This is a genomic window from Micromonospora chalcea (genome assembly GCF_002926165.1).
Taxonomy (GTDB): Bacteria; Actinomycetota; Actinomycetes; order Mycobacteriales; family Micromonosporaceae; genus Micromonospora; species Micromonospora chalcea.
Genome location: NZ_MAGP01000128.1, coordinates 15,973 through 36,148, shown reverse-complemented (window position 1 = coordinate 36,148; position 20,176 = coordinate 15,973). Strand labels below are relative to the sequence as shown.

The following is a 20,176-nucleotide window of genomic DNA, read 5'->3' as shown; positions in this document are numbered from 1 at the left end:
CCGTCCGCGTTCCGGGTTTCGTGGGCGGCAAACGGGCCGCTCTCCCGGCGACCGCCGGCCGCACCCTGCCGGACGGCGTCACGGTACACCGTGGGTAGGGCGGCAGGCGTGTCACTGTGACGATCGCGTACACCCGGCGGAGCCGTCGCCGGGTGTCCGGGTTCGGACACCGGACGGTCAGCCGGGCGCGCCCGGCGACCCCGCCGCCGGCGCCGTGACCGGCCGTTCCCCCACCAACTCGGCCAGCCGCGACATGCGCCGCCCGCCGATCCGGAACGCGGGCCCGCCCTCGTCCGGCTCCACGAACGCGGCCGGCAGGCCGACCGCCGCCAGCGCGGCGCGCACCACCGGCCAGCACGGCTCGTCGGCCGGTCCGAGCCGCAGCCGGAACCCGGCCGGCTCGGCCGTCCCGGCCGCGGCCGCCCAGAGCCGCAGCCGCCGCCCGTCCAGGTGGAAGCGAGCCGGTGGCCGTTTCACCGCCCCGCGCAGCCAGGCCCGCGCGAGCGGCGCCAGCATGCTCGTGTACGCGGTACGCACCCGGTGCCGCCCGTCCTCGGTCGGCTCCCAGCTCGCCGGCACGCCCCGGGCACCCAGCTCCGCCACCAGCACGTGCACCCGCCAGGCGGCGTCCACCACCACGGAGATCCGGGCCGTGCCGCCCATCCGCCCCACCTCACCCGGCCCGGCGAGCAGGCCGGCGAGATCCGCCAGCACGGGATCGGCCGCCTCGGTGGAGAACAGCGAGGGCTGGCGGGCCGGGTTCGGGGTGGGAGGGGTCAGCGACACTCCGGGACCTCGTCGAAGGCCTCTTTCAGCTCGGTCGAGTTGAGCTTGCTGGTGTCCAGCGCGCTCGCGTCGTACTCCTTGTTGAGCGTGTCCACGGCGGCGCGCACGCCGTCGTAGAACGGACCGGCCTGGGCGGTGTCGAGCCCGTCGATGGCGGACCGGGCCCGGCCGTACGCGTCGCGCATCTTGCTCAGCGACCCCAGGAACCCGGCGGACACCTCGGCGCCGCGCTCGGCCTCGGGCACGCCCGCCTCCTCGACCTTGCGCCGGGCCGTCTCGCTGGCCTGCTCGGCGCCGGCGAAGAGCCGGACCAGGTTCTCCTTGGCCTGCGCCGGAGTGGTCTGCGCGGTCATCTGCTGCTGGGTGCTGCTGGTCAGCTTGGAGATCTCCGCGCGCCACGGGGTGAGCGCCTGGCACACCGACGCGGCCCAGACCCGGGGGCTCGGGCCGCCGCCGCACCCGGCGACGACGAGGACCAGCGTGGCCAGGACCACCGTGAGCTTTCCGGCGGTTGCCGCCCGGCGCGTACGCATGCGTTGCAGCGTACGACCTCCGGGCGGAACCGCCACCGCTCAGGTTTGCCGGGTACGAGGCTCCCGGCCGGCCGGGACCGGCCGGGAGCCGTCGCGTGGACCTCAGGCGTTGACCGTCTCCGGGCGCTGGTCCGGCTTGCCGGCGTCGCTGTCCGAGTCGGTCATCGCCACGCCCTTGCGCTTGCTGAACACCACGGCCCCCGCGATGATCAGCGCGGCGACCACGGCGATCGTGATGCGCAGCGGGTTGTTCTGGTCGTTGCCCACGCTCCAGGCCACCACGGCCGGCGCGATCAGCAGCGAGACCAGGTTCATCACCTTGATCAGCGGGTTGATCGCCGGGCCGGCGGTGTCCTTGAACGGGTCGCCGACGGTGTCGCCGATGACGGTGGCGGCGTGCGCGTCGGAGCCCTTGCCGCCGTACGCGCCGTCCTCCACCAGCTTCTTGGCGTTGTCCCAGGCGCCACCGGAGTTGGCCAGGAACACCGCCATCAGCGTGCCCGCGCCGATCGCGCCGGCCAGGTACGCGGCCAGCGCGCCCGGGCCGAGGCCGAAGCCGACAGCGATCGGGGCCAGGATGGCCAGCAGGCCGGGGGTCAGCAGCTCGCGCTGGGCGTCCCGGGTGCAGATGTCCACGACCTTGCCGTACTCGGGCCGCTGGGTGCGGTCCATGATGCCGGGCAGCTCACGGAACTGGCGGCGTACCTCCATCACCACGGCGCCGGCCGAGCGGGACACCGCGTTGATGGCCAGGCCGGAGAAGAGGAAGACCACCGCGGCGCCGATGATGAGGCCGACCAGGTTGCGGGGGTTGGCGACGTTGAGCGAGTTGAGGATCTCGTTGCCGACGTCGTTCACGCCCGCGTCCTCGTACGAGGAGCGCAGCGTGTCGGTGTACGAGCCGAACAGCGCGGTCGCGGCCAGCACGGCGGTGGCGATCGCGATGCCCTTGGTGATCGCCTTGGTGGTGTTGCCGACGGCGTCCAGCTCGGTGAGCGTCCGCGCGCCGTGCTCGTCGATGTCGCCGGACATCTCGGCCACGCCCTGCGCGTTGTCGGAGATCGGGCCGAACGTGTCCATGGCGACGATGACGCCGACGGTGGTGAGCAGGCCGGTGCCGGCCAGCGCGACGGCGAACAGGGACAGCGTGATCGAGCTGCCGCCGAGCAGGAACGCGCCGAACACGCCGGCGCCGATCAGCAGCGCCGAGTAGACGGCCGACTCCAGGCCGACGCTGATGCCGGCGAGGATGACGGTGGCCGGGCCGGTCTGCGAGCTCTTGCCGATGTCCTGCACCGGGCGCCTGTTGGTCTCGGTGAAGTAGCCGGTCAGCGCCTGGATCGCGGCGGCCAGCACGATACCGATCACGACCGCGCCGATGGCCACCAGCCGCGGGTTGCGGTCGACGTCGGTCAGCCCGCCCTCCAGCTCGGCGAACGTGGCCGGCAGGTACGCGAACGCGGCGATCGCGACGAGCACCGCGGCGATGAGCGCGGAGAGGTAGAAGGCCCGGTTGATGGCGGTCAGGCCGTTGCGGTCGCTGGCGCGCAGCCGGGTGATGAAGACACCGACGATCGCGACGAGCACGCCGATGGTGGAGATGATCAGCGGGAAGACCAGGCCGGTCTCACCGAACGCGGCCCGGCCCAGGATCAGCGCCGCGACGAGCGTGACCGCGTACGACTCGAACAGGTCGGCGGCCATGCCGGCGCAGTCGCCGACGTTGTCGCCCACGTTGTCGGCGATGGTGGCGGCGTTGCGCGGGTCGTCCTCCGGGATGCCCTGCTCGACCTTGCCGACCAGGTCGGCGCCGACGTCGGCGGCCTTGGTGAAGATGCCGCCGCCGACCCGCATGAACATGGCGAGCAGCGCGGCGCCGAAACCGAAGCCCTCCAGCACGGTCGGGGCGTCACCCCGGTAGATCAGCACGACGAGCGCCGCGCCGAACAGACCGAGGCCGACGGTGAGGAAGCCGACCACGCCGCCGGTGCGGAAGGCGATCTTCATGGCGCCTTCGCGTCCGCCTTCGCGCTCCCGCGCGGCCGCTGCCACCCGCAGGTTGGCGCGGGTGGCCAGCCACATGCCGGCGCCGCCGATGAACGCGCTGAACAGCGCACCCACCACGAAGAACGCCGAGCGGCCGAGCTTCACCAGCGTTTCGTTGCCGTCGGTGTCGTGCACCGGCAGCAGGAACAGCAGCACGACGGCGATCACGACGAAGATCGCCAGCGTGCGGAACTGCCGCAGCAGGTACGCCGACGCGCCCTCCTGCACCGCGCCGGAGATCTCCTGCATGTTTGTGGTTCCCTTACCGGCCGCCAGGACCGCCCTGGTGAGGGCGGCCGCGAAGACGAGCGCCACCAGCGCGATGACCGCGGCGATGACGACGTACGTCACGTTGGCTCCGGTAAGGGACAGTGCGCCGCCGTCAGCGGCCAAGGTCCCGGACATCTATGTCCTCCTGTACCGAACAACTCGCGCCGGCCGGTGGAGACGCACGGGCCGACGCCTGGATGCGGACTCGCAAGCGCGCGCCAACCCACTCCGGCGGACCGTTCCCGCTGGCTACGGGACGGGATCACTTGCTGACAACCCGGGTACTGTAGCCCTCCGGCGTGGCGAGGGTCACAGGCAGGGGGCACCGTGTCTCGATGATCTTCGTAACTGTGTTATACGAAGAAATCTGATATATGGCCCGGTCAACACGACGAGGCCGCGCTCCCCGTGCGGGGAACGCGGCCTACGTGAACGGGAAGGTCAGGCGCGTCCGGCCGGCCAGGTCATCCGGACCTCGGTGCCGACGCCCTCGTCGACCGGGCGGACCTGGAGGTCCTCCACGAAACCGGCGAGCAGCGCGAAGCCCACCCCGGTGGTGAGCGCGTCCTCGCTCAGCGACTCCTTGGCCAGCTCGTCCGGCCCGAGCGCGGCCAGGCCGAGGCCCGCCTCGATCGGCGCCCGGTCCACCACCCGGACCGTGTAGCCACCGGTGTCGGACATCTCCACGTACACCGGATCCGCCAGGCCGTACTGCCGGTGCAGCGCGACCGCCCGCGTGCACGCCTCACCGATGGCCAGGCGCACCTCGTCCAGCAGGTCCTCGCGTACGCCGGCCCGCCGGGCCACCGCGACGCCGACCAGGCGTGCGGTGCGCACGTGCACCGGGGCCGGAGAGAAGGAAAGCTTGACGGTGGCCATCACGCGCCGGTGGAGTCGGCGGCGATGGCCGCGTCGACCGTCGGATGCAGCGGGAAGACCTGGTCCAGGGCGGTGATCCGGAAAATCTTGAGCAGCGGCTCCTTGTCGCAGACCAGGGCGAACGAGCCGCCGGCCGAGCGCAGCCGCTTGAGCGCGCCGACCAGCACGCCCAGTCCGGTCGAGTCGAGGAAGTCCACCCGGCCCAGGTCGACCACCACGTGGCGGGCCCCGCCGTCGATCAGCTCAAGAAGCCGTTCCCGCAGGCGGGGGGCGGTGTAGACGTCCACCTCACCACCGACCTCGAGCACCGTGTGCTCCCCCACGGCGCGGGTCGCCAGCGACAGCTCCATCGGCCCCTCCTCGGTAAACTCTCCAGGGCATCTAACCATCCCCCGTGCGGCCCTCTCGGATCACCGGCCACGCCCCTCCCTTACCCCCACCCTGCGGTTCCCAATTCCGAACACCAGTGCGAGAGTGCAGGACGTGACCGACCACAGCCCAGGCCCGCGGCGTGCTCCGGGTGAGCTGCTGCGCCGGCTGCGGCTGCGGCACCCCACCGACCCGGTCACCCACGTCGAGCGCGTCCCGGCCCGAACCGGCGAGCCGGTCGGGTGGCCCGGCTGGGCGCCGGAGGAACTGCGGGCGGCGTTCGCGCGGCGCGGCGTCACCGCCCCGTGGCGGCACCAGGCCGAGGCCGCCGAGCTGGCGTACGCCGGCAATCACGTCGTGGTGGCCACCGGCACGGCGTCCGGCAAGTCCCTGGCGTACCAGCTGCCCGCGCTGAGCACGCTGCTCGTCGACCCGCGCGCCACTGTGCTCTACCTGGCACCGACCAAGGCGCTCGCCGCCGACCAGCTCCGCGCCGTCGCCGGTCTCGACCTCGACGGGGTACGCCCCGCCACCTACGACGGGGACACGCCACGCGCCGAACGGGAGTGGATCCGCCGGCACTCCCGGTTCGTGCTGACCAACCCGGACATGCTGCACCACGGCATCCTGCCCGGCCACGCCCACTGGTCCGGGTTCCTGCGCCGCCTCGCGTACGTGGTGGTCGACGAGTGCCACACCTACCGGGGCGTCTTCGGCTCACACGTCGCGCACGTCCTGCGGCGGTTGCGGCGGCAGTGCGCCCGCTTCGGGCGTACCCCCGTGTTTCTGCTGGCCTCGGCCACGTCGGGTGACCCGGCGACGGCGGCCGGGCGGCTCACCGGCCTAACAGTCACCGCCGTCACCGAGGACACGTCGCCGCGCGGCGGCGTGACGTTCGCGCTCTGGGAGCCGCCGCTGCTGCCGCCCACCGACTCGTCCGTCGACGCCGACCTCGTCCAGGTCCGGCGCTCGGCGCTGCGGGAGACCGCCGACCTGCTCGCCGACAGCGTGGTCGAGGGGGCACGCACGCTCGCGTTCGTGCGGTCCCGCCGGGGCGCCGAGGTGGTCGCCGCGAACGCCCGGCGGTCGCTGGACGAGGCGGTGCCCGGCCTCGGCGAGCGGGTGGCCGCCTACCGGGCCGGCTACCTGCGCGAGGAACGCCGCGAGCTGGAACGGGCGCTGCTGCACGGCGACCTGCTCGGGCTCGCCTCCACGAACGCGCTCGAACTCGGCGTCGACCTGGTCGGGCTGGACGCGGTGCTGATCTGCGGCTGGCCCGGCACCCGCGCGTCGCTGTGGCAGCAGGCCGGGCGGGCCGGGCGCTCCGGCGACGAGGCGCTCGCCGTGCTGGTGGCCCGGGACGACCCGCTCGACACCTACCTGGTGCACCACCCGGAGGCGCTGTTCGGGCGGCCGGTCGAGGCGACGGTGCTCGACCCCGCCAACCCGTACGTCCTCGCGCCGCAGCTCGCCTGCGCCGCCCACGAGTCCCCGCTCACCCCCGCCGACCTTGACCTGTTCGGTGAGGGCGCGAAGGAGGCGGTGGACTCTCTGGTCGAGGCGGGGGCGCTGCGGCAGCGGCCCACCGGCTGGTACTGGCGGCACCGGGAACGCCCCGAGGTCGACCTGCGCGGCGAGGGCGGCGCCCCGGTCTGCGTGGTGGAGGAGTCCACCGGCCGGCTGCTCGGCACCGTCGACGGCGGATCGTCGCACTTCCTGCTGCACACCGGCGCGGTCTACCTGCACCAGGGCGTCTCGTACGTGGTCGACTCACTCGACCTGGCCGACGGGTGCGCGCTCGTGCACGCCGAGGAGCCGGACTGGTCCACCCACGCCCGCGACGTCACCTCACTGTCGGTGGTGTCGGTCCGCTCGTACGTGGACGCCGGCCCGGTCGGTCTCTTCCTCGGCGAGGTGGACGTGACCAGCCAGGTGGTGTCGTACCAGCGGCGGCGCATCGCCACCGGCGAGGTGATCGACACCCGCCCGCTCGACCTGCCGGCCCGGGAGCTGCGCACCGTCGCGGTGTGGTTCACGCTCTCCCCCGAGTCGCTGACCGCCGCCGGTGTCGAGGCGGCCGACGTGCCGGGCGCGCTGCACGCCGCCGAGCACGCCGCCATCGGCCTGCTGCCGCTGATGGCGACCTGCGATCGCTGGGACATCGGTGGGCTGTCCACCGCCCTGCACCCGGACACCGAGGCGCCCACGGTCTTCGTCTACGACGGGCATCCCGGCGGGGCGGGTTTCGCCGAGCGGGCGTACGGCACCGCCGCCGCCTGGCTGCGCGCCACCCGGGACGCGATCGCCGAGTGCGGGTGCGAGACCGGGTGCCCGTCCTGCGTCCAGTCCCCGAAGTGCGGAAACGGCAACAACCCGCTGGCGAAGGCAGAGGCGGTGAAGGTCCTCGACGTGGTGCTGGCGAATCTCGCCACGGTCGGCGGCCCGGACGCGGTGGCCGGCCCGGGGCGCGGCGAGGCGTTGCCCCGGCAGGGCGACCGGGTGGCCCGCCCAGCTCAGACGGCCGGCGGCCCACCCGCCTGACCGGCCAGTCCGGGCCGGGCGGGCGGCGCTCGGACTGCTGCCCGCGCGCCACTCCGGGGAGGTTGCGGCATCGACAGGTGCCGGACCCCACCACCTCCCCGAACTGGTGTCGATCAAGCAGGTTCCGGCCACTTCACGGGCCCGAGTGTCAGACCGGCCGGACCGCATCGGGCGGGCGCTCAGGCTCGTGCCCGGCCGCCAGCTCGGGGAGGTTGCGGCATCCACAGGTGGCAGACCCCGCCACTTCGCCGAACTGGTGTCGATCAAGGTGAGCCGTGCCCCGGGGGTCTGGTTGGTGGGACGGGTGCATGAGGGTAGGGCCCTCGGGGCATTGATGTATGGGAGCGCTTCCATGCATCATTTCCGGTAGCGCAGGTGACCCCAGACCCGTCCCGCCGGAGGTGCCGCCGTGGCCGACACGATCGCCGAGACCGTCGAATTGCTCTACACCATCGACCAGGAAAACCTAACCCCCGACCAGCAGATCGCGCTGGGCACCGCGCTGGCCACGCTCGCCCAGGCGGAGCGGCTGGAGCAGATCAACGAGCGCCTGCGCGGCATTCACCAGGTGCTGAACAGTTGGGCGATGAAGGCCACGGTCGACGGCGGTCGTTGACCTTTCGTCGTCGTTCGCCTTGTGGGGTGGGTGGGTGCCCGGAAGCCGGAGGCCCTCGCGAGCGGTGATCCTGGCGCGAGCGGGGGCAAGCGGCGGCGGGCCTGCTGTGCGAGACTCCGGCGACCCCTCGAAGGAGATCTGATGTCGCTCGACAACCTGCAGGCCCATAACCGGTTCATCGTCCGACAGCGGATCCGGATGATGGTCAACCAGTACGAGGTGCACGCCGCGGCACCCGACGGCTCCGAGGCCGGGCTGCTCGCGTTCGCGCAGCAGAAGCGGCTCGCCTTCAAGGAGCAGGTGACCATCTACACCGACGACTCCAAGCAGTACCCCCTTCTCGGGTTCAAGGCCCGGCAGCGGCTCGACCTCGGCGCCACATACGACGTGACCGACCACGCCGGCAACCCGATCGGGCTGTTCCGCAAGGACTTCGCGCAGTCGCTGCTGCGCTCGACGTGGCACGTCGAGCAGCCCGGGCTGCCGCCGGCCACCGGGCAGGAGCGCAGCCTGCCGGTCGCGCTGCTGCGCCGGTTCGTCGACTCGCTCTCCTGGCTGCCGTACCACTTCGACTTCGTGGCCGGTGGCCAGCCGGTGTTCTCGGTCGACAAGAAGTGGGGCCTGCGCGACCGGTACGTCGTCGACATCCACCACCCGCAGATCGACCGTCGCCTGGTCATCGCGATGGCCGTCGGGTTGGACGCGCTCCAGTCCCGCTGACCCCGCGCCACCTTTTCCACCCGCCGGCCGAGCCCGGAGCGCCAGCGATCGACGCCCCCGGCTCGGCCGCCTCAACCGTCGGTGTCCCGGGCCCGCCCGGCCCGGGACGTCGCGGTGGCGTCCCGGGTCAGCCCGGGCAGCGGCTCGACACGTACCCGCGCCGTGACGATCAGATCGAGCCCGTCGATCCGGCAGCCGGTCATCCGGCCGCCGTTGGCCGCCACCAGCTCGGCCGCGCGAGCGCACGCGCCCTCGACGCCGTCGAGCACCCGCCCGGCACCGGCGAGCGCCCCGAAGTCCGCCGCGTTGCGGGCCTGGTGCCGAGCACAGCGGGCGGCCCCGAGCGCCGCGCCGAACATCCCGACCAGCACGAACACCAGCCCGATCGCGAGCAGGCACACAGTGGCTCCGCCCCGCTCGGCGGCGGTTCGGCACGACGCCCGGACGGCCGTCACGGCACCGGCCCCGGCGCGCCGGGTTCCACAGCCGCTGCCGCCTGCCCCGACACGCTCAGTCGCGGCAGCAGCGCGCCGAACGTCCGGACCGGCGCCCGAACCGTCGCCGTGACCCGGTCGCCTGCCACAGTCACCGACACCTCGGCACCGTCGGGGGCGTACCGCTGGCCGGCGACCTCGCCGGACTCGCCCCGGGCCGCAGCGAGCGCCGCCTCCCGGGCTGCGTCGACGCAGCCGACCCGGGTACCGACCGCGTTCACCGCCGTCAGCCCCGCGACGAGCAGCAGCATGAGCGCCGGCAGGCCGGCCGCCAGTTCGGCGGTGAAGGAGCCCCGCTCGCACGCTGCCCACGAACGTCCCCGGCGGAGCAGGCGGACGAGGGCACGCCCGACCGCCCCGGCCCGGATGCCGGCAGCGCCGCGGATCGGGCCCGCCTCGGCCGGGACGCCCAGCGGGTGCGCCGGAGCGGGAAACCAGCGGTCGGCCCACCGGCGCCGGATCACTTCAGGGCCCGGTCGATGACGGCGGTCAGCGCGGACTGCACGTTGCCGGAGGTCAGCACCTTCAACAGGATCCCGGCGAAGGCGACCGCGGCGAGCGTGCCCACGGCGTACTCGGCGGTGTTCATGCCGGCGTCACCCCGCAGGCGGGTGAGGAGTTTGCGCATGTCGTTCGTCCCTTCTCGATGGTTCACAGCACGTCGCCGAGAACAGCGACGATCACCGGCACCAGACCGGCGAGAATGAAGGCGGGCAGGAAACAGAGCCCGAGCGGCAGCACGATGAGCACGCCCGCGCGCCGGGCGGCCGCCTCGGCGGCGATTGACCGCTCGGCACGGAGATCGTCGGCGAGCCGGGTCAACGCGCGAGCCAACGCGGCACCACTGTTCGACGACCGGACCGCCGCCGTGACCACGGGTTCGGCCCCGGCCACGCAGCTCAGGTGCGCCCATGCCTCGGTTGCCGTACCGCCCAGGCCCAGCGTGCGGCCCACCCGGCCGAGCCGGTCAGCGAGCGGGCCGCCGAGCGCCTCGGCGACCGCCAGCGCCGAACGGTCGACCGGGGCGCCCGCCCGCAGCGCGGCGGCCAGCAGGTCCGCGGCCAGCGGCAGATCGGCCGTCTCCCGCAGCCGTCGGTCCCGGACGGCGCGCGGCTCGATCCGCCGGAGCAGGCGATCGGCGGCGACACCGGCCAGCAGCCCGAGGAACAGACCGGTCCAGCCGCCGACCACCACCGGCACGGCCAGCCCGGCCAGCGCCGCGCCCAGCCGTACCCGATCCGGCCACCACGCCGGGCGGGGCCGCCGGGGCGCCGGGGCGAGCCGGCGCAACCGCCGGGCCGGGCGGGCCGCCGGAACGGCGACGAGCAGGAGCGACGCGGCGCCACCGAGGCACACGGCGGCCAGCACCTGGCGGGACATCAGACGGCCCGCCCGGGTGTGACGCCGAGCCGCTCCGCCCAGAGCAGCCCGCCGACCTGCAACGCGACGGCCGCCAGCGCGCTGCCGCCACCTACCGGCGTGTGCAGAAGCACCGCCACCGGGTCCACCCCGATGCCGTAGCCCAGGCCGATCCCGCCCAGGGGCAGCGCGGCGAGCAGCCAGGCGGTCGCCCGGGCCCCGGCGGCCTGGGCGGCGGCAGCGGCGAGCCCCCGGTCGGCGGCACGGGCGTCGGCCTCGATCCGTTCCAGCAGGTCGGCCAGGGGCGCTCCGGTGCGGTCGGCCAGCTTCCCGGCGGCCCGGGCCAGGCGCGCGACCCGGCCCGGCCCGTCGTCCAGGTCGGCCGGCAGCCCGGCCCGCAGGTCGGCGGCGACGGCGGCCAGCCGGTCGAGGTCGCGGCGGTGCGCGAGCGCGGCCGCCCTTCGGGTACGCCGACGCAGCACCGCCCGGGCCGCGAGGACGCCGTAGGTGGCCAGCGCCAGGGCCGCCACCGGACCGCCGAGCAGCGCCCCGGACACGGCGCCGAGCAGCGCCGCCACGGGTAGCGCGCGTCGAGGCGTGAACAGGACCGGCGGACCGGCGGCCCGGTCGCCGTCCGCCGCGAGCGTCCCCGGGCCGAGGCCGACCCACCGCCGTGCCCGATGCGCCAGCGCGGACGCAGGCCCGAGGCCGGCCCGCTTCCCTGCCCGTTGCGCCGGCTCGGGAGCAGGCCCGACGCCGGTCCACTGCCCTGCCCGGTCGGCGGCAGGGCCGGGGCTGATCCACTGATGTGCCGGGTGCCCGGCTCCGGGCCGACGTGGTTCCCGAGCGCGGCCCGGTGGCTGGCCGGACGACTGCGGCCCGGCGTCGAGCGGACGGCGCGAACCGCCTGCCCGCTGGGCCGGACCGCCGCCCAGGACCGCCAGTCGCCGGGCGCGACCCGCGCGTACCGGCCAGGCGACGGCCGCTGCCGCGACCGCGAGAAGCAGCGCCACCAGCCCGAGCTGCGCGGTCACGACGGTTCCGCCCCGGGCACCTGGAGGATCGGCGGCACCGGCACACCCCGCTGCCGCAGCAGGGCGCCGAGCGCACGGGCCGCCGGACCGGGACCCCGTCCTCGTACCCAGGCCGGAACCACTGTCACCACGCGGTCGGGGCCGTCGGGCAGCAGCAGGCCGATGGAGTCCAGCACCCGCCCCTCGCCGGTCCGGCGGAGCTGGAGGACGACCTGCAGCGCGGCGGCGACCTGCGCGTGCAGTGCGAGGCGCGGCAGACCGCCGAGCATCCCGAGCGCTTCCAGCCGGGCCGGGACGTCGGCCGGAGCGTTCGCGTGCAGCGTCCCCGCCCCGCCGTCGTGGCCGGTGTTCAACGCGGCGAGCAGGTCCACCACCTCGGCGCCCCGGCACTCGCCCACGACCAGCCGGTCCGGCCGCATCCGCAGTGCCTGCCGGACCAGGTCACCGAGCCCGACGGCACCGGCGCCCTCGACGTTCGCGGTACGCGCCTGCAACCCGATCACGTGCGGGTGCACCGGCCGCAGCTCGGCGGCGTCCTCCACCAGCACGATCCGCTCGGTGCCGGGCACCAGCCCGAGCAGCGTGTTGAGCAGCGTCGTCTTGCCGGAGCCGGTGCCGCCGCTGACCAGGTACGCGAGGCGGCCGGCCACCACTGCGGCGAGCAGCGGCGCGACCGGCCGGGCAACCGTGCCCCGATCCACCAGCTCGTCGAGGGTGAACGGCCGCTGCCGGAAGGTACGCAGCGACAGGTACGGCCCGTCGGTCGCCACCGGCGGCAGCACGGCGTGCAACCGGGTGCCGTCGGGCAGCCGCGCGTCGGCGTACGGCGCGGCGTCGTCCAGCCTGCGTCCGGCAGCGGCGGTGAGGCGCTGCGCCAACCGGCGTACGTCGTCGAGCGTGCCCAGCGGCACCGCCACCTGACGCAGCCCCTGCCCCCTGTCGACCCAGACCCGTACCCCGTTCACCAGCACGTCGGTGACCTGCGGGTCGGCGAGCAGCGGCGCGAGCGGACCGGCGCCGATCAGGTCGTCGTGGACCCGGTCGGCGATCCGCAGCAACGTGGTGTCGCCGAGCACCGCGGTCGCCGGTTCGGCGCGTACGGCCGAGACGATCGCCGCCGGGGTGACCGGCGTCGCCTCGGCGGCGAACCGGTGCCGGACCCGGACGGCCAGTTCCCCGGGGTCGGCCGGCCCGGTCATGCCGCACCCGCCGCCGACGACCCGACCAGCTCGTCCACGAGCCGCTGGCACAGTACGGCGAGTGGGCCCTTGCCGCTCGCGCCCGGCGCCTCGCCCCGCTCCAGTCCTCGGCACAGCCCCGGCTCGGGCCGCAGCGTGCCGGCGAGCGGCAGGCCCAGCGCCCGGGACACCTCGGCCGCGCGGAGCCGGCCGGGCGCTGGGCCGCGCACGATCACCGACAGGTCGACGCAGTGTGGCGCGGCGAGGGCGGCGACCCGGGCCGCCGCGGCTGCCGCCCGCAGCTCGGCCGGTACGACGAGCAGCGCGCGGTCGGCGGCCTGGAGCGCGATCACCGCCGCGTCGTCGAGGTGCCGGGGCAGGTCGAGCACCCCCAGGTCCCGCCCGCGACGGCCGGCGTCGACAGTGGCGGCCATCGCCTCGGCCGGCAGGTGCCGCAGGTCCCCGCGATCCCAGGAGAGCACCACCAGGTCGCCTCGGCTGGGCAGCGCGCGGACCAGCGACGGCGGGTCGACGCGCCCGTCCGTACCGGCCAACTCGGGCCAGCGCAACCCGTCGAGCTGCTCCCACCCGAGTACGAGATCGAGGCCTCCGCCGAGCGGGTCGGCGTCCACAAGCAGCGTGCGCAGGCGTGACCGGGCCGCGGTGACGGCGAGCCCGCCGGCGAGCACGCTGGCCCCGGCGCCGCCCCGCCCGCCGAGCACCGCCACCACCCGCCCCGACGGCGGACCCGCCGGGCCGGCCCCGCATTCGGCGAACCGGTCGATCAGCCAGGGCTCGGCCGCCGGCAGTGTCGCGACGTGCTCCGCGCCGATCAGCTCGGCCAACTCCGTACCCGGATCGAGTTCTCCGGAGCGACCGACCAGGACCGTGCGGGCGCGGCGGGGAAGGCGTGCCCGCAGGCAGGCCGCCGCCTGGTCGGCGCCGATGAGGACCAGCGGCGCCGGCGCCCAGCGGGCCCGGGCGGCCGCCGGGTCGGCGGCCAGTTCGACCTCGGTGCCACCGGCGGCCGCGAGTCGCAACAGCTCGTCGAGAAGGTCGCCGTCGGAGGTGACGAGCAGAGGCAGGCGACGGTACGGCGGGAGCGGAGTGCGGGGCGGCATGGCTGTCTCCCTCGGTCGGACTCGGACGTGCCCGGCAGCCTGCCCGGCCGATGAGCCGAATATGGGAGATGTGGACTCCCCTGTGGACGGCGGAACGCGATGTGGACAGACCTCGGCGGAGGAGTGGATCTGCTATGTGGCGCGAGGGTTGAGCAGCGAACGCACGGTCAGCCATTGACTACGGGGATGATCAGTAACGGATAATCGGGGACCCCTCGCCGCTCCATGGACGGCACCGGCTTTGCGGATTCGAGGCCATGACCGATTCATCGCACCCCCTCGCGATTCCCCCACCTCCGCGCCACGCGCTGCCCGACGGACCGACCGGCGGCGAGGCCTGGCTGCGCGATCCGTCACCGGCAGCGCTCGCCGCGATCGCGGTCGGACTCGTGGTAGTGGTGCTCGCCAGCATCGTCAGCGCCTTCGCGACGCCCCGCCGCCCCGACCTTCCACCGCCGATCGAGGGGCAGGCGATCCTGGCATCCCCGGCGCTGTCCAAGGGGGCCGCGGAACCACCGGAGGCGTCCTGGTCGCCGCCGCCGGTGTCGCTCTCCAGCCGCTCCGTCCTGCCCACCCGGACGGCCGAGCCGAGCCGGGCGGCCGCTCCGAGCCGGGCCGCCGCTCCGACCAGTCAGCCGGCGTCGCCGAAGCCCTCCCGTTCCAGGTCTTCGAAACCGCCTGTCGCCGGGCCCGACGAGCTCAGACCGCTGTCGCCGACACACGAACGGAGGCTGCGTTCACACGGCGGCGGGCCGGAGACGTTCATCGACTTCGTCAACACCCGGCGGGAGCGCGTCGCCGTCTACTGGCTCAACTACGAGGGCCGGCGCCAGCGGTACGCGCTGCTCGAGCCTGGGCAGTCCTACCGGCAGCAGACGTACGTCGGTCATCCCTGGGTGGTCACCGACGAGCGCGGCGGAGCGCTGGTGTGTTTCGAGCCGGCCAGGCACACCTCGCGCGCGGTGATTCGCTGACCCGACCACAACTCGCTTGCCGGCCGGGACCCCGGCTGCGACGCTCCGGCCGTGATCGACAGACCTGGCGTCGACGAGCCGCTGCTGGCCGCCGAGGTGGCCGCCGCCTGGGCCCTGAGCGTCGCCGACCTCGTGTTCCTGCCGGTGGGGCTCGACGGGAACGCCTGGGCGTACCGGGTGGACACGACCGGCGGTGCGCGGTACTTCCTGAAGTTGCGCCGCGGCGAGTTCACCCGGGCTGCTGTCGCGCTTCCCGGTTTCCTTCGCGCGCAGGGCCTCCGGCAGGTCGTCGCGCCGATCGACCTGCCGGACGGCGGCGCCGTACACGGCTTCGAGGGCTACCGGCTGCTGCTCTACCCGTTCCATGAGGGCGGCAGTCTGTGGGCTCGCGGTCTCACCGACCGCCAGTGGATCGGGTACGGCGAGTTCCTGGGCCGGCTGCACCAGGTCACGCCGAGCGCCGAACTCGCCGCCGTCCTGCCGGTGGAGACCTACCGGTCGACCGCGGGCGAGCGGCTGCGAACGCTCGGCGATCAGGCCGCGGCGAGCGACGCCCTCGGCGCGTTCTGGAAACGGTACGGCACCGCGCTGCACCGATTGGCGGACACGGTGGATGAGCTTGCGTCCGGTGTCACGCGCGCTCGGCACGTCATCGCCCACGCCGACATCCACCCGGGCAACCTGATCGCCGACGGCGACGGTCCGCTACACGTCGTGGACTGGGACGCGCCGATGTTCGCGCCGCGCGAGCGGGACCTGATGTTCGTCTACAGCCGGGACTTCGGCGACCACCCGGCCGACGCGCGCCGGGCCGAGCTCTTCCGGCGGGGCTACGGCCCGGTCGAGCCGGATCAAAGGTTGCTGAGTTACTACCGCGGCGAGCGGCACCTCGACGATGCCGCCGAGTTCCTTCGCAGCATCCTGAGGCCCGGGGCCAGTCCGGAGTCCCGGGCCAACGACCTGCATTGGCTCACCCGCATCGCCGAGGCCGTCGCCGAACCCGCCTCAGGACGACTACGCAGCCCGCGTCCTGGCTGCCTTCGTGGTGCCTGCTGACGATCTGCTGACTTCGGCTACGGCATACCCGGGAGAAAGCGCGCTCGATGACGCCAGGAGGGGCTGTGACCTGCGGCGGAGCGCTCGCAGCGCAAAGGGACGACCCCCGTCGGGGGGAGACGGGGGTCGTCTTGTGGTTCGGCTCCGGGGGGGTCGAGCCGAACCGACTCAGCGGTTACGGGGGGTGCAACCGCCGAGGCCTGCGGCGTCGGGAATGTGAACTCCCGTCGCGAGGACAAGCATGCCGCAGCCGACCCTTATACGTCGAGTGGTGTTCAGTCCACGCAAAGCTAATTTCTTGCACATCAGATGTGACCGCCGTCACTCCTGCGGGTGCTCATCCACTTCCATGACCCTGGGCGGACGCCTCCGCGCCGCTGTCGGGCTAGACTTTCGCGCCGTGGGCCGCAGCGCCGCTTTCTTCGATCTCGACAAGACCGTCATCGCCAAGTCAAGCGCACTGGCATTCGGTCGGCCGTTCTACCGGGACGGGCTGATCACTCGGCGTGACGTGGTCAAGTCGGCGTACGCGCAGTTGATGTTCCGGCTGGGCGGCACCGACGAGCAGACCATGGCCCGCACGCGGGACTACCTGGCCACCCTCTGCAAGGGCTGGCCGGTGGAACAGGTCCGCCAGATCGTCGCGGAGACGCTGCACGAACTGATCAACCCCTATGTGTACGCCGAGGCGGCCGCCCTCATCGAGGAGCACCAGGCCGCCGGCCGGGACGTGGTGCTGGTTTCCGCGTCGGGTGACGAGATGGTCCGGCCGATCGGTGAGCTGCTCGGGATCACCGACGTGATCGCCACCCGGATGGGTGTGGTGGACGGCCGCTACAGCGGTGAGGTCGAGTTCTACGCCGCCGGTCCGAGCAAGGTCGAGGCGGTCAGCGAGCTGGCCCTGGAACGCGACTACGACCTCAGCGACTCGTACGCGTACTCAGACTCGTACTCGGATCGGCCGCTGCTGGAGTGCGTGGGGCACCCGACGGTGGTCAACCCGGACCGGGCGCTGCGCAAGCTGGCGGTGGAGAACTCGTGGCCGGTGCTGGAGTTCCGGCACCCGATTCCGCTGGGCCGCCGCCTGCGTGAGCGGCCGGCCGTGCCGGTCGCGGCCGCGGCGCTCGGTGTCGGAGTCGGCGTGGCCATCGGCATCGCCTGGTACGGCCGGCACCGCCGCACCCGCACCGCCGCGCCGACCGCCTGACACCCGCGACCTCAGGACGCGGCGAGGATCTCGTCGCCGATCACCGTGATCTGGTCGGCGCCGACCTCGACAGCCGACATGTAGTGCCGCAGCCAGGAGCGCAGGCCGTCGGGCGTGCCGGTGGCGAACGCGCCGGCCGCGCCCACGTACTCCGGTTCGCGCTCGCGGTGACCGACGTCGACAGCGACCAGCCCGCGGGGGTCGAACCCGGTGGAGATCAGCACCAGCCGGGCGGCGGCGCGGGCCACCACCCCGGACGGGCCCGGGAAGGGGCGCAGGTTCAGCAGCTCGCCGTGTACGACGGCGGCCACCACCAGCGGTGGCACCTTGGTGCCGCCGGCGACCAGGGCGGCCAGGCCGTCGAGGCGGGCCGCGACCACCGGGTCGGCGACCGGCCGGCCCAACTCCTCCTCGGTCACCACGTCGCGGGCGGCGAGCACGTGCAGCCGGGCCAGCACCTGCCGGGGCGCCTTGGGCCAGAGGTCGCTGAGCCCGGGCAGCGCTCCGGCCACCCGTAGCGCGCCCTGCATCACCGGGTCGGTGACGGTGCCGGCGCGTACCTCCTCGCGGTCGTGGACGCGGCCCTCCAGCGCGGCGCTGGCCACGGCGGAGCGGAGGCTGACCTCGGCGGCGACCTGGCCGCCCTGGCGGCGCAGCGCGCGGTGCCGGTGGGCCAGGTCGACCCGCTCGCGGGCCTGCTCGACGGCGGGGGCGACGTCGGCGAGCGCGAGCAGCGGGGCGAGCGGATCGGTGGTCACCCCGTCACGCTAGCGACCGCCGGGCTCCCCCCATGCCCGGGGTTGTTAATAAGGGTCCCTTCCTCTACCGGAGGCGTTAACAAGGGGCCCTTCCTTACACCTCGGCGCGAGGGGAGGGCCGCTGGGCGCGCGGTGCGGGGCCGGGCGGTCGCGACCGGGGTACGGCGGGACTAACCTTCCCCGGAGTAGGAGACGCAGGTCACGCGACGAAGGAGTCACCGCATGAGCGAGGCATTGGCCAACTTGCTGAACGAGACGCGCCAGTTCCCGCCGCCGGCTGAACTCGCCGCGAACGCCAACGTGACCGCCGAGGCGTACGAGGAGGCGGCCGGTGACCGGCTGGCCTTCTGGGCGCGTCAGGCCGGCCGGCTGGCCTGGGCCCAGCCGTGGGAGCAGGTGCTCGACTGGTCGAACGCCCCGTTCGCGAAGTGGTTCACCGGGGGCACGCTGAACGTGGCGTACAACTGCCTGGACCGGCACGTCGAGGCGGGCCTCGGCGACAAGGTGGCGATCCACTGGGAGGGCGAGCCGGGCGACACCCGCACCGTCACCTACGCCGACCTGCACCGGCTCACCTGCCAGGCGGCGAACGCGCTGACCGAGCTGGGCGTGACCGCCGGTGACCGGGTGGCGATCTACATGCCGATGATCCCGGAGGCCGCGGTGGCGATGCTCGCCTGCGCCCGGATCGGCGCCACGCACAGCGTGGTGTTCGGCGGCTTCTCCGCCGACGCGCTCACCAACCGGATTCAGGACGCCAGCGCCAAGGTGGTGATCACCGCGGACGGCGGGTACCGGCGGGGCAAGCCGTCGGCGCTCAAGCCGACCGTGGACGAGGCGGTGGCGAAGTGCCCGTCGGTGGAGCACGTGCTGGTGGTGCGGCGTACCGGTGAGGAGGTCGCCTGGTCGGGCAGGGACCACTGGTGGCACGAGACGGTGGAGACGGCGGCGCCGGAGCACGAGGCGCAGCCGTTCGACGCCGAGCACCCGCTGTTCATCCTCTACACCAGCGGCACGACGGCCCGGCCGAAGGGCATCCTGCACACCACCGGCGGCTACCTGACCCAGGCGTCGTACACCACGCACGCGGTGTTCGACCTGAAGCCGGAGTCGGACGTCTACTGGTGCACGGCCGACATCGGCTGGGTGACCGGGCACTCCTACATCGTGTACGGCCCGCTCTCCAACGGCGCCACCCAGGTCATGTACGAGGGCACGCCGGACACCCCGCACAAGGGCCGGTTCTGGGAGATCGTCGACAAGTACAAGGTGACCATCCTGTACACGGCGCCGACGCTGATCCGCACCATGATGAAGTGGGGCGAGGACATCCCGGCCGGCTACGACCTGTCGTCGCTGCGTCTGCTCGGCAGCGTCGGTGAGCCGATCAACCCGGAGGCGTGGATCTGGTACCGGCAGCACGTCGGCCGCGGTGAGCTGCCGGTGGTGGACACCTGGTGGCAGACCGAGACCGGCGCCATCATGATCTCGCCGCTGCCCGGTGTGACCGAGGCGAAGCCCGGCTCGGCGATGGGCCCGCTGCCCGGCATCGTCGCCGACGTGGTGGACGACCAGGGTGAGTCGGTGCCGAACGGCGGCGGCGGTTACCTGGTGCTGAAGGAGCCGTGGCCGTCGATGCTGCGGACGGTGTGGGGCGACGACAACCGCTTCCTGGAGACGTACTGGTCGCGGTTCGGCGCGGGCGCCAACATCGGCGACGAGTGGGTCTACTTCGCCGGTGACGGCGCGAAGAAGGACGACGACGGGCACATCTGGCTGCTCGGCCGGGTGGACGACGTGATGCTGGTGTCCGGCCACAACATCTCCACCACGGAGGTGGAGTCGGCGCTGGTCAGCCACCCGTCGGTGGCGGAGGCGGCGGTGGTCGGCGCGACCGACCCGACCACCGGGCAGGCGATCGTCGCGTTCGCCATCCCGCGCGGCACCGCGGAGACCGCCGGCGACGCGGGCGAGCAGCTCATCGCCGAGCTGCGCAACCACGTGGCGAAGACGCTCGGCCCGATCGCGAAGCCGCGGCAGATCATGCTGGTGCCGGAGCTGCCGAAGACCCGCTCCGGCAAGATCATGCGCCGGTTGCTGCGGGACGTGGCGGAGAACCGGTCGCTCGGCGACGTGACCACGCTCCAGGACTCCTCGGTGATGGAGTTGATCTCGTCGGGGATGAGTGGCGGCAAGTCCGACGAGGACTGACGACAGCCGACCAGGGGGCGGACC

At 73.8% G+C, this 20,176-nt stretch carries 20 protein-coding genes; 7 read left to right on the top strand and 13 right to left on the bottom strand.

The features are described from left to right. Positions 1-177: 177 nt before the first annotated feature. From BAW75_RS20765 to BAW75_RS20745, 5 genes are all read right to left on the bottom strand, one after another. Positions 178-786, bottom strand: a complete 609-nt coding sequence (locus BAW75_RS20765) for a hypothetical protein (protein WP_104114597.1) — start codon at positions 784-786, stop codon at positions 178-180. Continuing rightward, positions 777-1,319, bottom strand: coding sequence for a hypothetical protein (locus BAW75_RS20760; RefSeq protein ID WP_043327238.1), 543 nt, complete (start codon positions 1,317-1,319; stop codon positions 777-779). The genes BAW75_RS20765 and BAW75_RS20760 overlap by 10 nt, the downstream gene beginning before the upstream one ends. Positions 1,320-1,421: 102 nt before the next feature. Further along, positions 1,422-3,770, bottom strand: a complete 2,349-nt coding sequence (locus tag BAW75_RS20755) for a sodium-translocating pyrophosphatase (protein ID WP_043327240.1) — start codon at positions 3,768-3,770, stop codon at positions 1,422-1,424. A 306-nt stretch (positions 3,771-4,076) separates the two neighbouring features. Next, positions 4,077-4,514 (bottom strand): ATP-binding protein, encoded by a 438-nt coding sequence (locus tag BAW75_RS20750; protein ID WP_043327241.1) that lies wholly within the window; start codon positions 4,512-4,514, stop codon positions 4,077-4,079. Continuing rightward, positions 4,514-4,864 carry an STAS domain-containing protein gene (locus BAW75_RS20745; RefSeq protein WP_013283649.1) on the bottom strand — a complete coding sequence of 117 codons (351 nt, stop codon included), beginning with the start codon at positions 4,862-4,864 and terminating at the stop codon, positions 4,514-4,516. The genes BAW75_RS20750 and BAW75_RS20745 overlap by 1 nt, the downstream gene beginning before the upstream one ends. Positions 4,865-4,997: 133 nt before the next feature. Here BAW75_RS20745 and BAW75_RS20740 point away from each other — a divergent pair, with 133 nt between their 5' ends. The 3 genes from BAW75_RS20740 (at position 4,998) to BAW75_RS20730 (ending at position 8,760) form a co-directional block, all read left to right on the top strand. Beyond that, on the top strand, positions 4,998-7,424 hold the full coding sequence (locus tag BAW75_RS20740) for a DEAD/DEAH box helicase (RefSeq protein ID WP_104114603.1): 2,427 nt from the start codon (positions 4,998-5,000) through the stop codon (positions 7,422-7,424). Between the two features lie 409 nt (positions 7,425-7,833). Beyond that, positions 7,834-8,040: a hypothetical protein gene (locus tag BAW75_RS20735; protein WP_043327245.1), complete on the top strand. Its 207-nt coding sequence runs from the start codon at positions 7,834-7,836 to the stop codon at positions 8,038-8,040. Between the two features lie 141 nt (positions 8,041-8,181). Then, the gene (locus BAW75_RS20730; protein ID WP_030503750.1) at positions 8,182-8,760 is read left to right on the top strand and encodes an LURP-one-related family protein; all 579 of its coding nucleotides are present in this window, start codon (positions 8,182-8,184) and stop codon (positions 8,758-8,760) included. 71 nt (positions 8,761-8,831) lie between these two features. Here BAW75_RS20730 and BAW75_RS20725 read toward each other — a convergent pair whose 3' ends face one another. The 7 genes from BAW75_RS20725 to ssd all read right to left on the bottom strand — a co-directional run bounded on the left by BAW75_RS20725 (position 8,832) and on the right by ssd (position 13,946). Beyond that, positions 8,832-9,215: an Rv3654c family TadE-like protein gene (locus tag BAW75_RS20725; protein WP_104114596.1), complete on the bottom strand. Its 384-nt coding sequence runs from the start codon at positions 9,213-9,215 to the stop codon at positions 8,832-8,834. Next, a complete protein-coding gene (locus BAW75_RS20720) occupies positions 9,212-9,622 on the bottom strand; it encodes a TadE family type IV pilus minor pilin (RefSeq protein ID WP_369830107.1) in 411 nt (136 codons plus the stop codon). Before BAW75_RS20720 ends, BAW75_RS20725 begins: the two co-directional genes overlap by 4 nt. 92 nt (positions 9,623-9,714) lie before the next feature. After that, positions 9,715-9,882 (bottom strand): DUF4244 domain-containing protein, encoded by a 168-nt coding sequence (locus BAW75_RS20715; RefSeq protein ID WP_013283643.1) that lies wholly within the window; start codon positions 9,880-9,882, stop codon positions 9,715-9,717. A 23-nt stretch (positions 9,883-9,905) separates the two neighbouring features. Beyond that, on the bottom strand, positions 9,906-10,634 hold the full coding sequence (locus tag BAW75_RS20710; protein ID WP_104114595.1) for a type II secretion system F family protein: 729 nt from the start codon (positions 10,632-10,634) through the stop codon (positions 9,906-9,908). Further along, positions 10,634-11,647, bottom strand: coding sequence for a hypothetical protein (locus BAW75_RS33010; protein WP_167435595.1), 1,014 nt, complete (start codon positions 11,645-11,647; stop codon positions 10,634-10,636). Before BAW75_RS33010 ends, BAW75_RS20710 begins: the two co-directional genes overlap by 1 nt. Continuing rightward, positions 11,644-12,846, bottom strand: a complete 1,203-nt coding sequence (locus BAW75_RS20700) for a TadA family conjugal transfer-associated ATPase (protein WP_104114593.1) — start codon at positions 12,844-12,846, stop codon at positions 11,644-11,646. The genes BAW75_RS33010 and BAW75_RS20700 overlap by 4 nt, the downstream gene beginning before the upstream one ends. Next, positions 12,843-13,946 (bottom strand): septum site-determining protein Ssd, encoded by a 1,104-nt coding sequence (ssd, locus tag BAW75_RS20695; protein ID WP_104114592.1) that lies wholly within the window; start codon positions 13,944-13,946, stop codon positions 12,843-12,845. Before ssd ends, BAW75_RS20700 begins: the two co-directional genes overlap by 4 nt. 257 nt (positions 13,947-14,203) lie before the next feature. Here ssd and BAW75_RS20690 point away from each other — a divergent pair, with 257 nt between their 5' ends. From BAW75_RS20690 to BAW75_RS20680, 3 genes are all read left to right on the top strand, one after another. Further along, positions 14,204-14,920 (top strand): VHL beta domain-containing protein, encoded by a 717-nt coding sequence (locus BAW75_RS20690; RefSeq protein ID WP_104114591.1) that lies wholly within the window; start codon positions 14,204-14,206, stop codon positions 14,918-14,920. A gap of 51 nt (positions 14,921-14,971) precedes the next feature. Further along, entirely contained in the window at positions 14,972-15,976 is a 1,005-nt protein-coding gene (locus BAW75_RS20685) for a phosphotransferase enzyme family protein (protein ID WP_104114590.1), read from the top strand. A 400-nt stretch (positions 15,977-16,376) separates the two neighbouring features. After that, the gene (locus tag BAW75_RS20680; protein ID WP_064448445.1) at positions 16,377-17,183 is read left to right on the top strand and encodes an HAD family hydrolase; all 807 of its coding nucleotides are present in this window, start codon (positions 16,377-16,379) and stop codon (positions 17,181-17,183) included. 11 nt (positions 17,184-17,194) lie between these two features. Here the strand turns inward: BAW75_RS20680 and BAW75_RS20675 are convergent, their stop codons facing one another. Continuing rightward, positions 17,195-17,941 (bottom strand): Fic family protein, encoded by a 747-nt coding sequence (locus tag BAW75_RS20675; protein ID WP_104114589.1) that lies wholly within the window; start codon positions 17,939-17,941, stop codon positions 17,195-17,197. A gap of 222 nt (positions 17,942-18,163) precedes the next feature. Here BAW75_RS20675 and acs point away from each other — a divergent pair, with 222 nt between their 5' ends. Next, positions 18,164-20,152, top strand: coding sequence for an acetate--CoA ligase (acs, locus tag BAW75_RS20670; protein ID WP_043327265.1), 1,989 nt, complete (start codon positions 18,164-18,166; stop codon positions 20,150-20,152). Positions 20,153-20,176 lie beyond the last annotated feature (24 nt).

What these genes read in the sequence shown, in the direction of transcription:
- BAW75_RS20730 (WP_030503750.1), top strand. Translation starts at nt 8,182, where the DNA reads ATGTCGCTCGACAACCTGCAGGCCCATAACCGGTTCATCGTCCGACAG.
- BAW75_RS20690 (WP_104114591.1), top strand. Translation starts at nt 14,204, where the DNA reads ATGACCGATTCATCGCACCCCCTCGCGATTCCCCCACCTCCGCGCCAC.
- acs (WP_043327265.1), top strand. Translation starts at nt 18,164, where the DNA reads ATGAGCGAGGCATTGGCCAACTTGCTGAACGAGACGCGCCAGTTCCCG.
- BAW75_RS20715 (WP_013283643.1), bottom strand. Translation starts at nt 9,882, where the DNA reads ATGCGCAAACTCCTCACCCGCCTGCGGGGTGACGCCGGCATGAACACC.
- BAW75_RS20710 (WP_104114595.1), bottom strand. Translation starts at nt 10,634, where the DNA reads ATGTCCCGCCAGGTGCTGGCCGCCGTGTGCCTCGGTGGCGCCGCGTCG.
- BAW75_RS20750 (WP_043327241.1), bottom strand. Translation starts at nt 4,514, where the DNA reads ATGGCCACCGTCAAGCTTTCCTTCTCTCCGGCCCCGGTGCACGTGCGC.
- BAW75_RS20700 (WP_104114593.1), bottom strand. Translation starts at nt 12,846, where the DNA reads ATGACCGGGCCGGCCGACCCCGGGGAACTGGCCGTCCGGGTCCGGCAC.
- BAW75_RS20755 (WP_043327240.1), bottom strand. Translation starts at nt 3,770, where the DNA reads ATGTCCGGGACCTTGGCCGCTGACGGCGGCGCACTGTCCCTTACCGGA.
- BAW75_RS20760 (WP_043327238.1), bottom strand. Translation starts at nt 1,319, where the DNA reads ATGCGTACGCGCCGGGCGGCAACCGCCGGAAAGCTCACGGTGGTCCTG.
- BAW75_RS20745 (WP_013283649.1), bottom strand. Translation starts at nt 4,864, where the DNA reads ATGGAGCTGTCGCTGGCGACCCGCGCCGTGGGGGAGCACACGGTGCTC.
- ssd (WP_104114592.1), bottom strand. Translation starts at nt 13,946, where the DNA reads ATGCCGCCCCGCACTCCGCTCCCGCCGTACCGTCGCCTGCCTCTGCTC.